This window comes from Lysinibacillus sp. DFXJR4 (assembly GCF_057196045.1).
Genome location: NZ_JBXUNW010000001.1, coordinates 1,381,824 through 1,402,222 on the forward strand (window position 1 = coordinate 1,381,824; position 20,399 = coordinate 1,402,222).

The 20,399-nt window shown below is 37.1% G+C and carries 18 protein-coding genes; 15 read left to right on the top strand and 3 right to left on the bottom strand.

Features of this window, described 5'->3' with window-relative positions:
* Positions 1–79 precede the first annotated feature (79 nt).
* A complete protein-coding gene (locus AC2CGN_RS06995; RefSeq protein WP_484512899.1) occupies positions 80–604 on the top strand; it encodes a tubby C-terminal domain-like protein in 525 nt (174 codons plus the stop codon).
* A gap of 115 nt (positions 605–719) precedes the next feature.
* On the opposite strand, the gene AC2CGN_RS07000 is transcribed toward AC2CGN_RS06995, so the two are convergent.
* From AC2CGN_RS07000 to AC2CGN_RS07010, 3 genes are read right to left on the bottom strand one after another with little or no spacing between them, the layout of a single operon-like run.
* Positions 720–3,227: an ABC transporter permease gene (locus AC2CGN_RS07000; RefSeq protein ID WP_484512900.1), complete on the bottom strand. Its 2,508-nt coding sequence runs from the start codon at positions 3,225–3,227 to the stop codon at positions 720–722.
* On the bottom strand, positions 3,227–3,955 hold the full coding sequence (locus tag AC2CGN_RS07005) for an ABC transporter ATP-binding protein (RefSeq protein WP_376781206.1): 729 nt from the start codon (positions 3,953–3,955) through the stop codon (positions 3,227–3,229). The genes AC2CGN_RS07000 and AC2CGN_RS07005 overlap by 1 nt, the downstream gene beginning before the upstream one ends.
* 52 nt (positions 3,956–4,007) lie before the next feature.
* Positions 4,008–4,604: a sigma-70 family RNA polymerase sigma factor gene (locus AC2CGN_RS07010; protein WP_484512902.1), complete on the bottom strand. Its 597-nt coding sequence runs from the start codon at positions 4,602–4,604 to the stop codon at positions 4,008–4,010.
* Between the two features lie 398 nt (positions 4,605–5,002).
* Here AC2CGN_RS07010 and AC2CGN_RS07015 point away from each other — a divergent pair, with 398 nt between their 5' ends.
* The 14 genes from AC2CGN_RS07015 to cas1c all read left to right on the top strand — a co-directional run bounded on the left by AC2CGN_RS07015 (position 5,003) and on the right by cas1c (position 20,392).
* Positions 5,003–6,418: a DoxX-like family protein gene (locus tag AC2CGN_RS07015; RefSeq protein WP_484512903.1), complete on the top strand. Its 1,416-nt coding sequence runs from the start codon at positions 5,003–5,005 to the stop codon at positions 6,416–6,418.
* A complete protein-coding gene (locus AC2CGN_RS07020) occupies positions 6,415–7,026 on the top strand; it encodes a DUF4166 domain-containing protein (protein WP_484512905.1) in 612 nt (203 codons plus the stop codon). Before AC2CGN_RS07015 ends, AC2CGN_RS07020 begins: the two co-directional genes overlap by 4 nt.
* The gene (locus tag AC2CGN_RS07025; protein ID WP_484512907.1) at positions 6,995–8,545 is read left to right on the top strand and encodes a YndJ family protein; all 1,551 of its coding nucleotides are present in this window, start codon (positions 6,995–6,997) and stop codon (positions 8,543–8,545) included. Before AC2CGN_RS07020 ends, AC2CGN_RS07025 begins: the two co-directional genes overlap by 32 nt.
* A 240-nt stretch (positions 8,546–8,785) precedes the next feature.
* Complete coding sequence (locus AC2CGN_RS07030; protein ID WP_484512909.1) at positions 8,786–10,474, top strand: methyl-accepting chemotaxis protein; 1,689 nt, start codon at positions 8,786–8,788, stop codon at positions 10,472–10,474.
* A 74-nt stretch (positions 10,475–10,548) separates the two neighbouring features.
* On the top strand, positions 10,549–11,460 hold the full coding sequence (locus AC2CGN_RS07035; protein WP_484512911.1) for a hypothetical protein: 912 nt from the start codon (positions 10,549–10,551) through the stop codon (positions 11,458–11,460).
* Positions 11,461–11,828: 368 nt separating this feature from the next.
* On the top strand, positions 11,829–12,149 hold the full coding sequence (locus AC2CGN_RS07040; protein WP_484512913.1) for a transposase: 321 nt from the start codon (positions 11,829–11,831) through the stop codon (positions 12,147–12,149).
* Positions 12,112–12,480, top strand: a complete 369-nt coding sequence (locus AC2CGN_RS07045) for a hypothetical protein (RefSeq protein WP_484512915.1) — start codon at positions 12,112–12,114, stop codon at positions 12,478–12,480. The genes AC2CGN_RS07040 and AC2CGN_RS07045 overlap by 38 nt, the downstream gene beginning before the upstream one ends.
* Entirely contained in the window at positions 12,419–12,655 is a 237-nt protein-coding gene (locus AC2CGN_RS07050) for a transposase (protein WP_484512917.1), read from the top strand. The genes AC2CGN_RS07045 and AC2CGN_RS07050 overlap by 62 nt, the downstream gene beginning before the upstream one ends.
* Positions 12,656–12,868: 213 nt before the next feature.
* Entirely contained in the window at positions 12,869–15,223 is a 2,355-nt protein-coding gene (cas3, locus tag AC2CGN_RS07055; protein WP_484512919.1) for a CRISPR-associated helicase Cas3', read from the top strand.
* Positions 15,224–15,235: 12 nt separating this feature from the next.
* Positions 15,236–15,961, top strand: a complete 726-nt coding sequence (gene cas5c, locus AC2CGN_RS07060) for a type I-C CRISPR-associated protein Cas5c (RefSeq protein ID WP_484512921.1) — start codon at positions 15,236–15,238, stop codon at positions 15,959–15,961.
* Between the two features lie 5 nt (positions 15,962–15,966).
* Positions 15,967–17,850, top strand: a complete 1,884-nt coding sequence (gene cas8c / locus AC2CGN_RS07065) for a type I-C CRISPR-associated protein Cas8c/Csd1 (protein WP_484513183.1) — start codon at positions 15,967–15,969, stop codon at positions 17,848–17,850.
* Positions 17,837–18,718, top strand: a complete 882-nt coding sequence (cas7c, locus tag AC2CGN_RS07070) for a type I-C CRISPR-associated protein Cas7/Csd2 (RefSeq protein ID WP_484512923.1) — start codon at positions 17,837–17,839, stop codon at positions 18,716–18,718. The genes cas8c and cas7c overlap by 14 nt, the downstream gene beginning before the upstream one ends.
* Positions 18,708–19,364 (top strand): CRISPR-associated protein Cas4, encoded by a 657-nt coding sequence (cas4, locus tag AC2CGN_RS07075; RefSeq protein WP_484512925.1) that lies wholly within the window; start codon positions 18,708–18,710, stop codon positions 19,362–19,364. Before cas7c ends, cas4 begins: the two co-directional genes overlap by 11 nt.
* Positions 19,361–20,392, top strand: a complete 1,032-nt coding sequence (cas1c, locus tag AC2CGN_RS07080; RefSeq protein WP_484512927.1) for a type I-C CRISPR-associated endonuclease Cas1c — start codon at positions 19,361–19,363, stop codon at positions 20,390–20,392. The genes cas4 and cas1c overlap by 4 nt, the downstream gene beginning before the upstream one ends.
* Positions 20,393–20,399: the final 7 nt, after the last annotated feature.

The following is a 20,399-nucleotide window of genomic DNA, read 5'->3' on the forward strand; positions in this document are numbered from 1 at the left end:
GTCAAATACAACCTTTTGTATTTGACGCTTATTTTGTGATAGCTTAAAGAGAGCAATAGTAATGAAGGAGCGAATATTATTGAAGATTTATACATACAAACAACCAGCGGCGATTGAATCAACTGAGTCAGTAGCAATATTAAATGAAGCGGGTGAAGTATCGTCTACTGTTCAACGTGTTTATTCCAATGGATTGAAAAAAGCATTTGACCGTACAATGGATTATCGCTATTTTGTGCGGTTTGATGTCAATGATGTCGCTGGTCAGCCTCTTTTTACATGTAAAAAGGTATCCCGACGTGGGCGCGTGCATTTTCAAGGAAAGGATTTCGTTACAGGCAAAGAATATATGATTGCCTATGAAGGCTGGCAAATCATGATTCCTGATTTAATCATTACAGATGGCTCCCAAAAGATTAAGCTCAACAAAGAAATGGAAGACTGGTCTGTATTTTCTCTTGAAGATCAAACGATTGCACGCTGGCAGGCAATTTTTCATGAAACACATTTTGACATTACACTTCATATTGAAGGCAGCAGCCCGATTCAGCATGAAGCCTTTTTTATAGCAATTGGACAGGCTGTGTTGTTTGTTGGCGCTTAAAATGTCGATAAAATCAAAAAGTTGGTCGATAATTCTAAATAATAGGGCGATAAACAGAAAAATAAGCGTGATAAATGAAAAAAGGCCCTTCAAAACAGTTGGGCCTGCTTTCGTTTTACATTTCAATCATTTCATTCGCTAATTTTCTTCGACTAATCCAGTAGCCTTGTAAAGTAAAGACAATGAGTGTTGCTCCTAAAAAGACGAGACTTGTCATACCTAAAGTAAAGAAATCATAATACACCGTTGAGCCCTCATCAATAAAGCCCAGCAATCTCGTCAACACTAGGCCAAGAATGGTACCAACTGCCAGTCCATAGAATACATATGACAGCACTTGTGTCAAAATCAGCTTTATCAAACCATTTGGAGAAAGACCAATAAGTCGTTGAATGGCATAGTCACTACGTTTGGCATAAATGGAATGCAGCAATGTTTGTAATACACCAAGACAAGTAGCAGCAATTAAAATCATAAAGACACCCACAAACAGACTCCAACGTTGGTAAGTCATTTCATCATTCTGCTGAATAATAGACTCTTTATCCGTTAATTTCAAGGCAGGCCAACGTTCTTGTAAATAGGTAAGATCAGCTAGAGCTTGTTCTGTATTATCGGCTTCTACCAAAATAGTGGTCACTACAGGTTTTTCAATCTCTATCAAAGTAGATGACCAATCCATTACTAAATTGGCATTCTGAATCGTTGAATCAATAATACCGATAATTTGCAATTGACCTGAAGTGATATATTGCTGCAGTGTATAATCAAAATTACCTATTGTTACACTGTCACCTACAGATAGATGGTGTTGTTTAGCAAATTTCTCAGCTATTAGTACCCCATCTTTATAATGACCGCTAATTTTATTAAGCTTCCCCAATTGAATATATTTTTCGAAATCAACGGTTGTATAGTTTTCTGGTATCCATTCATTTTCGAGCTGCAGTGCAATAAAAGAATTATCACTCTTAGCAAAGGCATAGGACACGCTTGGCAATGATTCAATTTCTTTAACCAAATCAGATTTAAATGTTGGATCATATAACTCATTATCAATTTTAATGGAAGCTTCATATTGAGAATTAATATATTGATAAGAAGTTTGTTGTACCGATTTAAATAATGAGCTGCCAAATACCAAAATAACCATTAATCCAATAATACTCAGGACAATTGGCATATTTTTCCTTACTTGTGGCATAAGTTGCTGACAGGCTAAGTAAGCTTCTTTGCCAAAGATTGAACGTATTGGCTTTAATGAAATGTTTAACAAAGCTGTAAACAGGTATGGCATGATAAACAGCAATATCCCACAAAGTAGTAGTGTCGCTAGTAAAAATAATAAGGCACTTTTACCGCTCTCTTTATCTGTGAATTTCGCATTTAAAAATAAAAATAGGGATATGACTATAAAGCTACTCACGATGATTGTTTTCCATTTTGTCCAGCGCAAACTTAAGGTTTCATTCTCTGTCGCAATTTGTAAAGGCAATAAACTCGCACTTTTTCTGACTTGCCACTGTGTAATGAATTGTAGAATTAAAAAACTAGACACGCCTATGATAAGCACAAAAACAATTGGTAAATCTGTTCGTGCACTTGGTAATTTCATTAGGTCAATCAATTGTGGTAACCAACTTTTAATAACGAGCAAGCTGACGGTAATGCCAAGCAATACACCAAAAATGACAATGGAAGATAGCTGTAATTGTACAATAGTTCGTATTTGTTTTGTGGAGGCACCGAGTGCTCTTAATACCATTAATTGTTCTTTAATTTTATAAAATAACAGCTGGAACGTTGACAGCAATAGGACACTTGAAATGAGTAGTATAAAAAATGACAGCACAATCATAAAAATCATTAGAGCCTGGAAATTTTTCTTAAATTCATCATAGTCACTCATAATATCAACGCGTAAAGTTTCATCAAGCAGTTTTAATTCCATACCAACAGAGGTTGCCATATTATTTTCCGTACTAAATAAGGCAAACATGCCAGCAGTTTTATCGTCACTAAAATCCATCCATGTTTTTAGGACATCATTTTGCAGAAGAATCATATTAGGACTATCTGTGCCTTTCAAAGCAGGAAGAATTTCTTGTATCGTAAAGTTGTCTATATCTGCTTCAATTTCATCTCCGATTGTTTTATTGAAAGTAATGTTTAGTGTATCGCCAACCTTTTTCTTAAAGAGACGTGCCACATTTTCAGTAATGACAACATCTTTCGGACCAAGATTACCAGTAAAATGATAGCGGCTTTTCACTAAGTCATCATTTTCAACGCCCACCGTATAAAAACTTGTGCTTTTTTCATTTTCAACGAATGTATGAGCTAGTGACACACTTGACACTTTTGACACACCATAGATTTCTTCGAAACTTGCAATTTGGCTCTTTGTTAATAGCTTATTTTGCTCAGGATTATAGCCGACCATCAAATCCATCTCACCAATAAGCGCTTGTATTTCTTCCTTCATTTGTGTGTTGGCATTATATATATAAACGCTCATTGTCATCACAAGACAAATAGAAATTGTGATAATACTAATACTTGTTAATACATTTGACCAAGCTGCTCGAAATAGCTTCACAGCAATGCTACGCATCGTAAACATTATAGATCACCTCTAGTAATTAGCTTGAACTTCGCTAAAATACAATCCAAATCCTCTGCCGTTTGCTGATTCTGATAGGAATCCACAATAGCCCCATCATGGAAGAATAATACACGATTCGCATAGGTAGCGACATAAGGATCATGTGTGACAAGTAAAATCGTTTGATTCATATTTTTTTGTAAGTCTACTAAAAGTTCCAAAATTTCATCTGTTGTATTTACATCCAGTGCTCCAGTCGGCTCATCTGCCAGCAGGATAGGGGGATTTGCTATAACAGCACGAGCTATAGCGACTCGTTGCTTTTGCCCCCCGGACAGCTCACTTGGTCGATGCTTTGCCCATGCAGCAATATTAAGTTTTTCCATCATGTGCTGGACACGCACTTTTATGTCTTTGCTTGGCAAGTCATTGAGGATAAGTGGAAGTGCGATATTATCTTCAACTGATAAATCTTTTAACAGATGAAAGGATTGAAAAATAAAGCCGATATTTTCTTTACGGAATTTGGATGCATTTGGCTCCTGATAAATATCATGGGCTTCCTCGCCAAATAAAAAGAGTGCGCCTTCAGTTGGCTCATCGATGGCACTAATCATATTTAACAATGTACTTTTACCAGACCCGCTTGTTCCCATAATAGCAACCATTTCGCCTTGGTAAATGGTACAATGGATATTTTTCAATGCTTGTACTGTATGATGCTTTTGCTGGAAGACTTTGGACATCCCTTCAACACGTAACACCTCTGTTAATTTTCCTTTAGGTATTGGAATCGCATCAATGACCTCTTTCAACGGATTGAACCCATTCATCTATATATGCCCCCTTTAATTGTTGTCGTAAAGCCTGTAAACCTCGTCGTATATTTGTTTTCACAGTGCCCTCAGGGTATTGTAAAATTGCGGCAATATCTTTTACTGAGTAGTCCTGGTAAAAACGGAGTAGCAGAACAGTTTTATATTTTTCCTCAAGCTTACAGAGAGAATGCCAAAGATCTAGCTCCTCTTCGATATATGTAGGTGTTGTACTAGTAAAATCCTCTAAAGTATGTGGTTCGACAAGCTGTACTGTATTTTTCTTTGCTATATAGGTTTTACAAACATTAATAATAATGCGCGTTAGCCAGGTTGAAAAATAGTGTGGCTCCTTTAACTGAGGAAGTCCCTCATAGGCACGAATAATGGTTTGCTGAAAAACCTCTACGGCGTCATTTTCATTTTGTACATAGACATAAGCCATGCGATAAAGTTTATGCTGCTCCTGTTCAATCAGCTGATAAAATGCCTGTTCATCCCCATGTTGAGCTAACTGTACTAGTGAAACATGGTGTGTAGTAATGAAAATCGCCTCCTTCCATCCATTAGACTTCGCCAACGTCCATTTCGATTCAAGTTTTTTTAAAAATAATAAATTTGAAGTTTATGGTGGTAAATCAATTTACTGCTATAATATTATTAGTAGTATAAATCGATTTTTAAATGGAGGATAGTCTTGACGATAATGAAAAAATTATTATAAGCATCTACATAAAGAACAATCCCAAAAGTGTGAAGGACAAATTTATTTGTGAACAAACATTGGCTATCTTAAGATGACCAGAATAATAACTATCTTAAAAAGAAGAAATAGAATACAAGGTAACATCGATTCTAAACGATCATTTACCGATAGATGTGTGGAAGCCCTCAAGTGAAAATAGCAGAGGGTATTAGAAATGCACAGGCAACTGTCAATATATTTGAAAAGGGCTAATAAGTAAGGAGGAGTGAGGCATGAAGAAAAAGCCCATTTATGTGGAGGTGGATATACTTGCACCTATTGAGGAGGCATGGACCTACACCCAAAATCCGAAGCTTCATGAGCAGTGGGATTTACGTTTTACCTCCATTACATACATTGAAAAAAAATCTGTTGAAGAACCTCAGCGATTTACCTATGAAACAAAGGTAATGCCAGGTGTGGTAGTTCGTGGCTGGGGTGAAAGTAAGGGAGAGCACCAAAAAAAGGATGGGACTAAAACATCCTCATTGCATTTTGGAACACCACAAAAAATATCTCCGATTGCGGAGGGAAGGGGCTATTGGCAGTATATCCCTCATGATAGGGGGCTGACATTTTTAACACAGTATGACTATGATGTTCGCTATGGAAAACTTGGTAAGCTATTGGACGTTATGTTTCGTCCAATTATGGGCTGGGCAACAGCGCTAAGCTTTGACGTTTTAAAGAGATGGCTTGAAAAGGGAGAAAACCCTGCTTCCCAGTATCGACGTTTCTTTTTAACAATTTTCATAAGCATTCTTTTTTGCATTATATGGGTATATCACGGGCTAGTTCCCAAAATTATTGTGCAACATCCCACAGAGGTTGTGCTCGTGGAGAACATACTAGAGAAAGACTTACAATCTGAACTGGGGCCTAGCGGATATAGGGTGGAGCAGAGCGGAGTTGGTGTGGGGCCGAGCGAAACAGAGTTGGAGCAGAGCGGATATAGGGTGAGGTCGAGCGGAATTAGGAAGGAGCCGAGCGAAACAGAGTTGGGGTTGAGCGGAATTGGGAAGGAGCCGAGCGAAACAGAGTTGGGGTTGAGCGGAATTAAGAAGGAGCCGAGCGAAACTGATGTGAGGCCGAGCGGAATTGGGAAGGAGCCGAGCGAAACTGGGTTGGGGCCGAGCGGAATTGGGAAGGAGCCGAGCGAAACAGAGTTGTGGCCGAGCGGAATTGAGAAGAAGCCGAGCGAAACTGGGTTGGGGCCGAGCGAAATTAATTCGGAGCAGAGCGGAACTGAGGAAGGACCGAGCGAATTCAGGAGCAGGTCGAGCGAAACAGAGGGGGAGTCGAGCAAAATCAAGTTGAATCTGAGCAAAACAACAGCAAAGCCAAACGAAGACGCCCTTTCTTGGAATAATGCTAACAAAATAGTCATCTGGATTGGTATAGCAGAGATTTTGTTCGGGCTTTGCTGGCTGTTACCACGAGGAAAGCGCTTATTGTTTGGAGCGCAAATTATTGTATTTCCATTTTTAACAATAGGGGCCTTGCTAGCAGATATAACGATTGCTACTGCACCCTTTAATCCAGTGACTTTTAATTTAGCATTATGGGTATTGTCTATAATCGGATTTATAATTAGTAAAGATATTCCAAGTGCCAGACGCTGCATACGGAAGCGAGAGGAGACAACATGACCATTTATCAAACCATATTAGGTGAGGAATTTACAAAACTGCATCCAAAACTTCAAGAACGCTATACATTGCCAGTAGACCAACCATTTTATGCGATAGGCGTTATGCATAAAATTGAATCGGGAGCAAAGTGGCTGCGTCCCTTTTATACCGTAGCGACTAAAACAAAATTCCTGTTCCCTGAGTCAGGTGAGAATATACCGTTTTCGATTTGTAACACTTGTCGAACGTTGCCAAGTGGAGAGTTGGAAGTCTTATGGGAACGTGCCTTCCACTTTCCAAAAAGAACTAGATATTTTAATGCAAGAATGACAGTGGATTTAGTTCATAAAATAGTGAAGGATTATTTAGGTGAACCAGCTCTTTTTTATTCTGATTTGCACTTTGCTGTGACGCGTGAAGGAAGATTGGTTATTCGTTCAGGTTTTCAACGCTTGGTTTTGTCCAAAATTGAATGTGCGCTTCCTAAATTTTTGCAGGGGCATGTTGTGGTGGAGGAGGGCTTTGATGACACCAGAAATGTATTTACGATTCATGTGTCCATCCATAATCCGTTGATAGGGAGGCTGATGATGTATGCTGGTGAATTTACGCAACAATCTAGGTAAGCCTGTTCTATTATTCGGATTTATACTGGCGGCTATTTGTTTTGGCTTTAGCGAGCAGCCTACCTTTATGTTGTTACTTACTATTGCACAGCTAATTTTTATACCTGCAATGATCAAAATGGTGGTGGATCTTCCAAGAGGCGGAGATGCCATTATTGCTGTAATGATGATAGCAGTTACAATGCTTCATTGGTGGACTGAAGGGTGGCTAGCCATTGTTCTAGCACTTATCTATGTTGTCTATACAGTATTAATAGCGAGCCTGGGGGTAAATCGTTTTTTGCAACGTGGCTTTACAAATATAGCGGAAATTTCGATTGATATTGGACTTATGTACTTATTTATTGGAGGACTATGGTTTTTTGCTTTTATTGCAAAAATCGATACAGGTTTCCCACCATTAATTACATGGTTAACAGCTATCCATTTTCATTACTCAGCCTGCCTCTTGGTCATATCACTTGGTCTCTTTGGACGTATTCATCAAAGCAGATTGTTTAATGCGATTCTTGTTGTTATATGGTGCGGACCGTTTCTTGTTGCCTTAGGAATAACATTCTCTAAAATACTAGAAGTTTTTTCTGTGGGCTTATACATCATAGCTATTTACGGTTTATTTATACTTGCACTAAAAACTAAATTTCCTGCAATTCAGGGGCTGCTATTACGTATATCCTATGGTTCTTTATGTATCACAATCCTATGGTCGATCATGTATGCATTGAGTAATTTGTTTGGACATTCTTTTGTTGGGATACCAGAAATGCTAAAGTTTCATGGTGTTATCAATGGAGTTTTCTTTGGGGCAGTAGGTGTATTAGCGTGGGCTATCGCCGTTCCTAAAAGAACTCATCAACCAGTACAATTTCCAGTTAGTCAAATTCGCGGGAAACTACGTGAGCAAAATGATTCTCATCCGGGATTAGTTGATGCACTTCATGATTTTGTTGATACTACAGCGTTATCTCCTGCAATCCCACATTTTTATGAGCAAACAGAACAGTATCGTTTAAAGGCATCCGTCAAATGGAAGGCCTGGTTTAAACCGTTTGCTTTGATTTATCAAGGCTTTAGTCGTTACATACAACAGCTAAATTTACCCCTGTCCAGCCAGCAAATAGAGATGACAGGTAGGATTATAAAAATCGACGAACAGCAAGATGGACGTCCTGCTCCTCGTGCCTGGATTCGCGCAATTGACAAACAAACAACCTTTGTAGCCATTTATTCAAAGCATACTACAGACCAAACCACCTATATGAATATTGCACTGCCATTACCATTTTCAACGATGATAGGGGTATTGTATTTATATGAGGAAAATGGGTGTTTACACTTGACTAGTGCTCATGATGGAGATGCTGGCATTTATTTAGCCATCCATCGATTTTTATTTCAGTTGCCCTTACAGGAGCATTTTGTGATAACTGCAAGAAATGAAATACTAACAGCTGTTCATAAAATGCACATTTTTGGATTACCCTTTTTACAAATTGATTATCAAATCGAGAAAAAATAACAGGAGCAGCCAATTTTTAGGGCTGTTCTTTTTAGTTCAAAAATCCCTGTTTTGAAAATTCATTAGTGCATTTGGATTTGTAAAATAAAACCGAAAAATGCTGAAAATTACTTAAAAATTGACTAGTTATTTCTTTAAATATAGAAAGAATTATTAAATCAACCATGTTTATTTTAATAATGATAGATTACTAATAGTAATAACAAAGGTCCTCATTCAACAAATAAGGAGAATTTAAACATGAAATTTAGGTCAATTAGTAAAAGAATTGTTTTTTCCTTTAGCATTGTAGTAGCAATAGTGATTTTGTACATAGGATACAATTTTTATTCAGTTAAACTTAGCAATAGTGCAACGGAGCAAATTATTGAAGAGGACTTACACCTTTTAATTACCGACTATGAACTCGCATCAACAATTAGCCTAAGAATTGCGGCGGCGAGAGGTTATGTGCTTTCGGGTGATGAAAAATATAAGCAAATTTTTGATGATAATGTTAAGCGTGCATTAAAAAATGAAAAAATTCGTTTAGCCCTATCAGAATCAGCAGAGTTTAACAACTTTGCAACAATGGCCAAGGAATGGAGTAGCTATGTTGAAAAAGATGTCTTTGATGTTTATGATCAGGGCAATATTGAAATGGCGACTAAAAACTTAGCTGCTATGGATACAAAGGCTACTGAAATAAGAGAAGGCTATGAAGGCTTAGCAGAAAATCGTAAGCAGTCCATAACGACAGTAGGCACAGACATTATTACTGCAGGTGATAATAAGCAGATTACCGGTATTATCGTTGGAATCATCCTTGTTGTAGTTTCAATTGGAATTGCCTTCATTAGTGCACGCGTTATTTCAAGACCTATTATTACAGTAACGAATCGTATGCAACGTATTACAGACGGGGATCTAAGTGAGCCTGCACTAGTGGTGAAATCAAATGATGAAGTAGGGAAGCTAACAGAAGCGACCAATACAATGTCAGATATTTTGAATCGTTTTTTAGGACATATCCAACGAGTATCGAATGATGTAGCTGCGCATAGTGAGGAGCTTATGAAATCAGCAACAGAGGTCAAGACAGGTACACAGCAAATTGTCTCTACCGTCACTGAAATTGCAGGCGGTACAGAATTGCAGGCTAGCAATGCATCGGATGTAGCCACGAATATGATGGAATTTAATACGAAGATGACAGATGTCAATAATAGCAGTAAGTATGTTTATCAGTATTCACAGGATGTCATGGCTTTAACAAAAGTGGGCAAGGACTTAATGAACGCATCTACAGAGCAGATGACTTCTATCCATGTTATTGTGAAAAATGCTGTTCAAAAGGTGGATGGATTAAGTAAACAAACGCAGAATATATCTAAACTTGTAGCTGTCATACAGGATATCGCTGCACAAACGAACTTATTGGCGCTAAATGCTGCTATTGAAGCGGCACGAGCAGGTGAGCATGGAAAAGGCTTCGCAGTCGTTGCTGATGAGGTACGTAAGCTTGCGGAACAAGTAGCCGTTTCAGTTGATGATATTACAGAAATTGTTCAAAAGGTTCAATTAGACGCTCAGACAGTTACTGCTTCACTGGAGAATGGCTATGGTGAGGTTGAAAAAGGTACAACACAAATTGCATCAACGAATGTAACATTTAATCAAATTACTGAGGCAGTTTCCTCCATGACCATCAACATAGACAGCATGTCCACGAAGCTAGAAGAGGTAGTCCAAAATACGGCTAGCATTCATAAATCAGTGGATGAAATTGCCGCTGTTTCTGAACAATCTGCAGCAGGAATACAAGAAACATCCGCCACAATTGAACAGGCAGCTAGCTCCATGGATGAAATTCAATATAGTTCAGCTAATTTAGCGAAGATGGCAGAGAATTTAAATGAAATTATTCAAAAATTTAAATTATCAAATTAGTATTAAATCTATCGGAATTTCATACTTTCAACACAATTAGCTTGTATACTATTGCATTGGAAGGTGGAATCATTTTGAGAAAATATTTACTATTAATACTAATGAGCACATTGTTTATGGCTCCAGTAGCCTACGCCCATACTATGGATAAAAGTACGCTCTATGCAGATGTTCCAGAAACTGCACCAACGATAAAGGAAATCATGGTACTCCATAGCATCGGATTACTGGGTTATAATGGAAAAGATGTGAATTTAAATCCGACAGAAAATTTATCACGTCAAGATTTTGCAGGCTGGGTAGGCGGTTTCTTTGGTCTTAAAGGCGCTACTGTTGATGAGCTAGCACAAGCAGCCAAAAATGAGGACTATGTATCTTCCTTGGAGGGTGACATTACGTACAAAGAAATAAATACAGCCTTATTTCATCATAAACTAGAGCTTGAAAAACCAGATGCTACTTTAACGAAAGAAGAGTATATTTCTTTTTTAACAGATCATCTCGATGTTGATATGGGTGGACACTCCTTAATTCAAATGGGCGGCTTCTCTGAAGGGCCAACTGGAACAATAGAGGATGTTGTGACAGGTGACGAGACAGGAGTGATCATCAACGGCACAACCTACATGCTTTCAGGACATCCACGTATTTTCGCAGATTCAACTGACGCAAAAAGCTGGGTAGGCCAAACTGTAGAAAAATCGATTTTCACTACAGGGGGCAGTCATCAACATGGTCATGACCAAAGCGGTGATCATCATGAAGGACAGTCTGCCGACAAACCTACCCTTCAATACATTCAAATAAGTTCGCCAGCACAAGCAACCAATAAGACACAGATACAAACAGAAAACGCTACACCTATTGACCAACAGCAGTCTACAAAAGAGACAAATGAAACTTCATCAAACACGGTTTGGATTGTAGCCTTACTTGTACTAGCAGCTGTTATTCTTGGCTTTTTGTTTGTGAAACGGAAAAAATAATAATCGGAAATAAAACCAGCAACATCGAAATAATCGGTTATTGCTGGTTTTATTTTTTTAAAATGGGTTAAACAGTTATAAAAAGGCATTTTTATCTACATATCAGTTTGTTTAATTGAATGGTTGTAATAAAGAAATCAAATAATAAATTACGTTGTTATTATAGGATTTGAAATTTCTTTTATATTTTGCATGCTTTCATATAAGAAGTACAAAATTTTTTGTTTTCTTTTTCTTGAATAAGTTAATTTCATAATTCTAATCCCTTAAGGCCCAAGGGTTCTAAACCAATAAAAAACGGGCACCTCCCCAAATTCGGTATAGTGGTAGCGACCAAACTAAACCATACTGAATGAGGTGAATGCCCTATGACTATTGTAAAACAAATGAGTCTACTTGACATTCAAGAATTATTGAAAATGGAAAGTTCCCGTCGTTTTGATGCGATTTTTGCCACTTTCGACGTACAACCTATTTTTCAGTTGTTTTTGAAGAGGACATTACGTGGTGCCCCACGTGAATTAAACTATGGTGCGATGATTCAATCCCTAATTATCCGTATAGTAGAGCGTATTCTAACGATCAAGGATTTAATTAAACGTTTGGTCAACGATCCTTTATTCTGTTTGGATTGTGGTTTTTTTGTTTCTGATGTTGTGCCTTCTGAAGCGTCTTTCGAATATGATTGATGTCATTAGTCAATCTGATGTACTTAATGTGATGCAAGATACATTAATACAAATAGCTTTTAGAGAAGGATTTCTTGACGTGCCACACATTTCGAATCACGCGATGCGGCGAAACCTACTGAGAAAAAAAGAGCCTGCACCACACAAAAAACGTGGACGAAAATCAAAAGAAGAACGGGAGGATTGGCTTGCGAAACAAGTAGAAATCGAAGCCAATCAGCCGACTTATGAAATTATGAAAAAGAAATCAGGCATCAGTCGATATGCCAATGGTGACATTGTGGCAAGATGCACCCATCGAATCGAATTGGGGCATCAAAAAGAACAGTGACGGCAAAAATACTTTTTGGTTTGGCTTTAAAGGGGATCTCGCTGTGACAACCAAGAGTCAATATATCATTGGAAGCCTCATGACATCTGCCAATTTGTCAGATAGTAAAGCTGCGATTCCTCTTTTAAAAAAAGTAGAAGACCAATTTCCAAAGCATTTCACAACCACTACATGAGTTTTCGCTTTTCTTCTATAAGGAAATGTAAAATTATTGAATTAATAAAAAATCAACCACGAGTTTTGGTGAAGAACCTTAAAGATACAAAGAAGAACAATAACACTAAATAGGATTTACTACATTAAACTGTGTATTTATACATTTATTTTTATATGAAATATTGAAAAATAGGTAATATTATGCTATTTTGAAAAGAAAGAGGTGGAACGTATGTTTCTAGCACATATCCGAGAAACAGATTTTGGAGAACAGACGGTGCAAACTCATTTAAACGAAGTGGCTATACTTGCAAGAGCGTATGGAGAAAAGGCAGGTGTTGGTGCACATGCTGAATTAGCAGGGTTTTTACACGATATGGGAAAATTTACAGTGAAATTCATCGAGTATTTAACAAATGCTGTTATTCATAAACAAGTAGCCAGTGAAAAAATTGACCATTCCACGGCAGGAGCTAAATATTTGTATGAAAATTACTATGGTCAAAACGCTCATCAAGATTTTGTGATTGAAACTGTAGGAATGGCCATATTGTCACATCATTCAGGCTTGCAAAATTTTATTCAATTAGATTCTAAACCTTCAGATTATATTAGACGTGTTACAAAAGACAAATTACAAAACTATGATGAAGTTGTGCGAAATTTTGAGGCGATTGATGGTAATAAAGAGCGAGTTAGTCAATTAGTTGAAGAGGCTACAGCAGAATTTCGGTTTTTTTTTCAACGAATTCAAGGAAGAAAGCATCAAAAACTTTATGCGAGTTATATGCAAAAATTAGTGTTTAGTTGTTTAATTGATGCAGATCGTACAAATACTCGTTGTTTTGAGGAGAATGAAGAATCGTCAATTGCTGATTATACTGAAGTTTTTAAAAATAGCTATGAAGTACTTATGCGACAAGTAAATGAATGGAAGCGTAATAAGGATTCGATTAATCAATTACGTACAGAAATGTCTGAGAATTGCGATCTTTTAGCGGAAAATCCGTCTGCGATTTATACGCTTTCAATTCCTACGGGCGGTGGGAAAACCTATGCAAGTTTACGCTATGCATTAAAACATACCAAAACATATGGTAAATCACACATAATTTATGTAGTGCCATATACAACAATTTTAGAACAAAATGCACAAGCTGTCAGAAACATTATTCAGCAGCATGATGCTGTGCTAGAGCACCATGCTAATGTTGTAGATGATACTGAGCTTGATCAAGAATGCGATTATTATCGAGTAGCACACCATAAAAAATTACAGTTGGGGCGTGACAATTGGGATTATCCGATTATTTTCACTACAATGGTACAGTTTTTAGATGCTTTTTTCCAAAAAGGAACGAAAAAGTCGAGACGACTACATAATTTGACGAATGCAATTATCATATTTGATGAAGTACAGTCTGTACCCTATAAGCATTTTAATTTATTTAATACAGCATTAAACTTTTTACATCTCATTGGTAATAGTAGTTTGCTTTTATGTACAGCTACACAGCCGGCAGTCGCACATATGCAATATCCAATTGAATTAAAAGAAAATGCTGAAATGGTATCAGATTTGCCAAATATTGCAAAGGTATTTGAACGAGTCAATATTCACAATTATGTATCGACGGAGGGCTTTGATGCAAATGAGTTAAGTGCATTTGTGCAAAACTTAATAGAAGAAAAGCAATCGGTATTAGTTATTTTAAATACGAAAACGGCTGTGCGAAAGTTATATGAGGTATTGTCTATAGCAGTAGATTGCCAAGTATATCATTTAAGTACACTAATGTGTCCAGCCCACAGGAAAGATATCTTACAGAACGTAAATGATAAATTAGGAAAAGAGCGGATTATTTGTATCAGCACGCAGTTAATTGAAGCAGGTGTTGATATTAGTTTTGAAGCGGTAGTGCGATCACTTGCTGGTCTTGATTCTATTGCTCAAGCTGCGGGGCGTTGTAATCGTAATAAAGAGCAAGATAAAGGTGATGTTTATATCGTTCGCGCAAAAGATGAATATTTGAGTAAACTTCCTGAAATTGCAGTTGGTAGCGAAGTAACAAAAAATTATATTTTACGTGATGAGACTTATGCATTGGATATATTAAGCCCTAAGGCAATCCATCATTATTTTAGACACTTTGACCAACATGTAAAATCACGAATTAAATTTACACCTCACAATTTTGACTATGAAATAATTCAATTATTAAATGGCAGTATTAATAATCAAAAACAGACGCAATCCTTTGCATTATTTAAAACAGCCGAACAACATTTTGAGGCGATTGATTCACCGACTCGGGCAATATTGGTACCATATGAGGAAGGTCAAAATATTATTACAGCTTTAAATGAGCCTCAGTATGATATCAAAATCCTTAACAGCTTACTAAAGCAGGCTCAACAGTATAGTGTTAATGTCTATGAAAATTTGTATCAGGAATTAATTAAACAAGGATTACTAGCACCACTATTTAATGGCGAGCTTGTCTATTTACAGAATAGTGCTTACAGTAAACAATATGGCGTATCTTTGCAAGGAGAAGAGGCGCTCCCAGATTATTCAGGATACTAAGGAGGTGAGAAAATGCGCAATCAAATAGAGTTTAAGGTATACGGAAAATATGCATTATTTACAGACCCAGTCACACGTATTGGCGGTGAAAAATTTACCTATCAAATTCCAACTTACCAAGCGCTTAAGGGGATTGTAGAGTCAATTTATTGGAAGCCGACGATTCTGTGGATAATAGATGAAATTCGTGTGATAAACCCGATTCAAACAGAAGTTAAAGGCATGCGCCCCATTAAATATCAAGATTCTTCTAATGATTTAGCTTACTATACTTACTTACGAAAGCCAGAGTATCAAGTACGGGCACATTTTATTGCGAATCCACAACGTCCAGATTTATTGCCAGATTACAATGATTTTAAGCATCATAACATCGCGAAAAGGGCTGTTGAGCGGGGTGGTAGACGTGATATTTATTTGGGTACGCGTGAGTGTCAAGGCTATGTTGAAGCATGTGAGTTTGGAAGTGGACACAGCTTTTATAATCGTTACGATGAAATTAGCTTTGGTCCAATGTTTCATGGTTTCACTTATCCAGATGAAAATGCATCAGGTGAATTGCAGGCACGAATTTGGACACCTACGATGAAAAATGGAATCATCAAGTTTAAAAAACCAGAAGAATGTGAGATTATTCGTACAATAAAAAAGGGAACAATGAAAACATTTAAAGAAGGCATCAATTTTAAAAGTGTTGAGGATGAATATGAAATCATATTTAAGGAGGTGGACAGGTGAGTTGGATGCAACAATTGGAGAAAGTATATAACAATAATAGTAATTTGGTTGGTGATTTTGAAGAAAAGAACAATCAGCGTACTACATTACTTCCTATTTCACATGTCATGCAAAGTGCCCAAATTGAAGTACTAATTAGCCCTGAGGGAGAATTTATAACAGCAAAAGCTGTTGAAAAGGAGTATGCACGAACTATTGTTCCTGTAACACTTGCCTCGGCAAACCGTACAAGTGCAAGTGCTCCTCATTATTTACATGATAAGTTATGTTATGTAGCAGGTGACTATATTCCTTTTGGTGGCAATGAAAAACGTGCTTCATATTATGTAGATTATATAAAGCAAATGGAAAAATGGATGGAAGATAAAGAAGTTCCTCAACGTGTTCAAGCTATCTATCAATATGTTAGTAAGGGAACTTTGATTTCGGATTTAGTAAAAGAGAGCGTATTGTATATCGATGAGCAACAGCGGGTGATAAATAAATGGAATGATAAGGATAAGCCTTTGATTTATCAAGTAGTAACAGGAGATGTACTAGATGCTTTTGTGCGATTTGACGTCCTTCACACAACACCAAAGGAGCCAGTTGTATGGGAAGATAAATCTCTTTTTGAAGCCTTTATTGCTTATTTTGGACAGCAATATGATGGGAATATAGGTATGTGTTATGTAAGTGGGCAATCACAGTCGTTAACAATGCAGCATGGTTCACGTATTAGAAATGCAGGGGATATGGCAAAATTGATTTCAGCAAATGATAAAGATGGTTATACATTCCGTGGGCGTTTTGCCACATCTACTGAGGCTGTACAAATTGGCTACAAGACTTCCCAAAAGGCACATCATGCACTCAGCTGGCTCATTCAAAGACAAGGTACTAATATAGGTTCTCGTTATTTCGTTGCTTTCGGTGTAGAAAACACTGAATTGTTGAATCTAATTAATAGTTCAAATGAATTATTCCCCGAAGATGTGGATGATGAGGTGAAAAAAGCTAATACAGAGGAGTTTAGGGCCGCTGAAATTAGGAATGCAGTTCAGGGCTATAAAATTTATTTAAATGAAAAAGAAGTAAAAAATATAATTGTGATGGCCCTAGACTCAACAACAACTGGTATAGGTGGAAGGCTAGCAATTGTTTATTATCAATCCTTTCACGTAGATTTATTTTTAGAGAATATTAGCCATTGGTTTCAAACTTGTCGTTGGTGGCAATTTGAAAAAGATGAAAGTTCTTATAAGATGAAACGTTTTATCGGTACACCGTCTACTTATCGTATTGTTGAAGCAGTTTATGGTAGTAAGGCAGATGCAAAAATAAAAAAGCAACTTTATACAAGACTATTACCTTGTATTGTTGAACGAAAACCAATTCCTAAAGATATAGTAAGGCTTATTTTTAATCGTGTGAAAAATCCAGAAAGTTTTAAAGGGTTAATGGAGTCGTGGGAAGGGACCCTTAATATAGCATGTGCTTTAGTTTTGAAACAATATACAAAGGAGGGATACAAGGTGGCATTACAAGAGGATAAGCAAAAACGTGATTACTTATTCGGTCGATTGTTAGGGGTAGCAGAGGTAATGGAGCGTAGAATGTTAAACGAGCGTGAAGAAAAGCGAGCAACTAATGCAACACGTTATTTTAATGCTTTTTCTCAGCGACCAGCACGCACTTGGTTAGTGATCCGTCGTCAATTACAGCCGTATTTTATGCGTCTGGGTGCAAATGGGAATGTCTACGCGGAATTAATGCAAACAATTGAGCAACAAATTACATTAGAGAAAATGAATAATGAACCCTTGGACCCTGTGTTTCTAATTGGCTATAGTAGTCAAATTCAAGATATGTATAAAAAAAAGGAGGAAACAGTACATGACAACGCTTGACAAGAAAATTGATTTTGCGGTGATTTTTACAGTTCATAAAGCGAATCCGAATGGTGATCCTTTAAATGGAAATCATCCTCGATTAGATTTTAATGGCTATGGCGAGGTATCAGATGTTGCGATTAAACGAAAATTACGTAATCGTTTGCAGGATGAAGGAGAATCTATATTAGTGCAGTCAGATGAACGCCGAACAGACGAATTTCGTAGTATTCGTGACCGTGTAGGAAGTGTAAAAGAACTGGATACAATTTTAACAAAAGGTAAGGGAACGGGTGAAGAAGAAGCATCGGCTGAAGAACTGGCGTGTGAACAATGGTACGATGTGCGTGCATTTGGACAAGTATTTGCCTTTAAAAGTAAAAAGGACAAAATTTCGTTAGGGATTCGTGGACCTGTATCTATTCATACAGCAACAAGCGTTGACCCTATAGATATTACAAGCATGCAAATTACCAAAAGCGTCAATTCTGTTACAAATGAAAAAAACCCAAATGTAAAAACGTCTGATACTATGGGAATGAAGCACCGTGTTGATTTTGGTTTATATGTATTTTATGGCAGCATTAATCCACAATTAGCAGAGCGTACAGGCTTTACATATGAGGATGCACAAAAGCTAAAAGAGGCATTACGCACTTTATTCGTTAATGATGCATCTTCTGCTCGTCCAGAGGGGAGTATGGAAGTTCATAAGTTATTTTGGTGGGAGCATCATTCAAAATTAGGTCAATATTCTTCTGCTCGTGTGCACCGAACTGTGAATATAGAGCACATACAACATACAGCAAAGCCTTCGATAGGCGATTATAAAATTACAATTGAGCCCTTAGAAAACTTAGTTGTAGATGAATATGATGGACTATAATGAAGAGCAATTCTTAATGTTATCAGGCTTGCAGCATTTTGTTTTTTGTCGTAGACAGTGGGCGTTAATTCATATTGAGCAACAATGGGAGGAAAATGTGCTAACTGTTGAGGGTAATGCTTTACATCAAAAAGCAGACAATCCATTTGTGCGTGAAAAGCGTGGTAATATCATTTATGTACGTGCTTTACCTGTTCATTCATTCGAATTGGGCATTAATGGAATTTGTGATATGGTAGAATTTACAAAAGCGGAAAATGGGATTACACTCCCAAATGAAGATGGACAATTTATTGTCAAACCGATTGAATATAAAAGAGGAAAACCGAAAAAACATGATGCAGATATTGTTCAATTAGTAGCTCAGGTTATTTGTTTAGAAGAGATGTTACAAACAAGGATTGAAAAAGCAGCCCTATATTATAATGAAGTTAAACGTCGTGAAACGATTGAAATTACAAACGAATGGCGTGGAAAAGTGATAGCGATGGCAAAGGAAATGCATCATTACTATTCACGTAGTCATACACCACGAGTCAAAACAGGGAAGCATTGTAATAGTTGTTCTTTACGTCATAAATGTTTGCCAGAGTTATTAAATAAAGAGACAGTGTCAGCTTATATGGATAGGATGATGCGAGAATGAAGCGTCTATTAAATGTAATATATGTGTCTGATCCAGATATCTATCTCTCATTAAATGGGAATAATATCGTTTTAATGAGAGATGGAGAAGAATTAGGAAAAGTGCCAATGTTAAATATTGAAAGCATTTGTACTTTTGGCTATAAAGGAGTAAGTCCAGCACTCATGGCTACATGTTTGGAAAAGAATATTAATTTGACATTTTTCTCTAGCAGTGGGCGCTTTAGAGGACGATTAACAGGCGCCATCAATGGCAATGTAATATTACGTAAAAAGCAGTATGAAATATCGACAAGTGAAGATGAAAGTGCACTCATTTCGCGCCATATGATTGTAGGTAAAATATATAATGCAGAGCAAAATATAAAGCGCTTCTTACGTGATCATTATCTCCGTGTAGATGTAGAACGATTAGAACAAATAGTGGAACGGTTAAAGAAATCAAGAAAATTAGCAATTGCGACAATCAATTTGGATGAATTGCGTGGTATAGAAGGAAATGCAGCAAGTGCCTATTTTAGTGTATTTGATGAATGCATTTTGCAACAAAAAGAAGATTTCTTTTATAAAGGGCGGAGTAAACGACCACCATTAGATCGTGTGAATGCTTTATTATCGTTAGCTTATTCACTTCTAGCTACTGAAACTGCAGCGGCATTAGAGGGTGTTGGGTTAGATGCGTATGTCGGCTTTTTGCATCGTGACCGTCCAGGTAGAACATCTCTTGCACTCGATGTTATGGAAGAATTACGACCTGTTATAGCAGAGCGTTTTGTATTAAAGATTATTAATCGTAAACAAATACAGGCAAATGACTTTGTTATTAAGGAAGATGGAGCGGTTTTCTTGAAGGACAATGCTAGAAAAAATTTCTTTAAGCTATGGCAGTTAGCAAAGCAGGATATTGTGACACATCCTTATTTAAAGGAAAAAATACAATGGGGATTAGTGCCTCATGCACAAGCATTATTATTAGCGCGTTTTTTACGTGGTGATTTAGATGCGTATCCACCTTTTTTAATAAGGTAGGTGATTA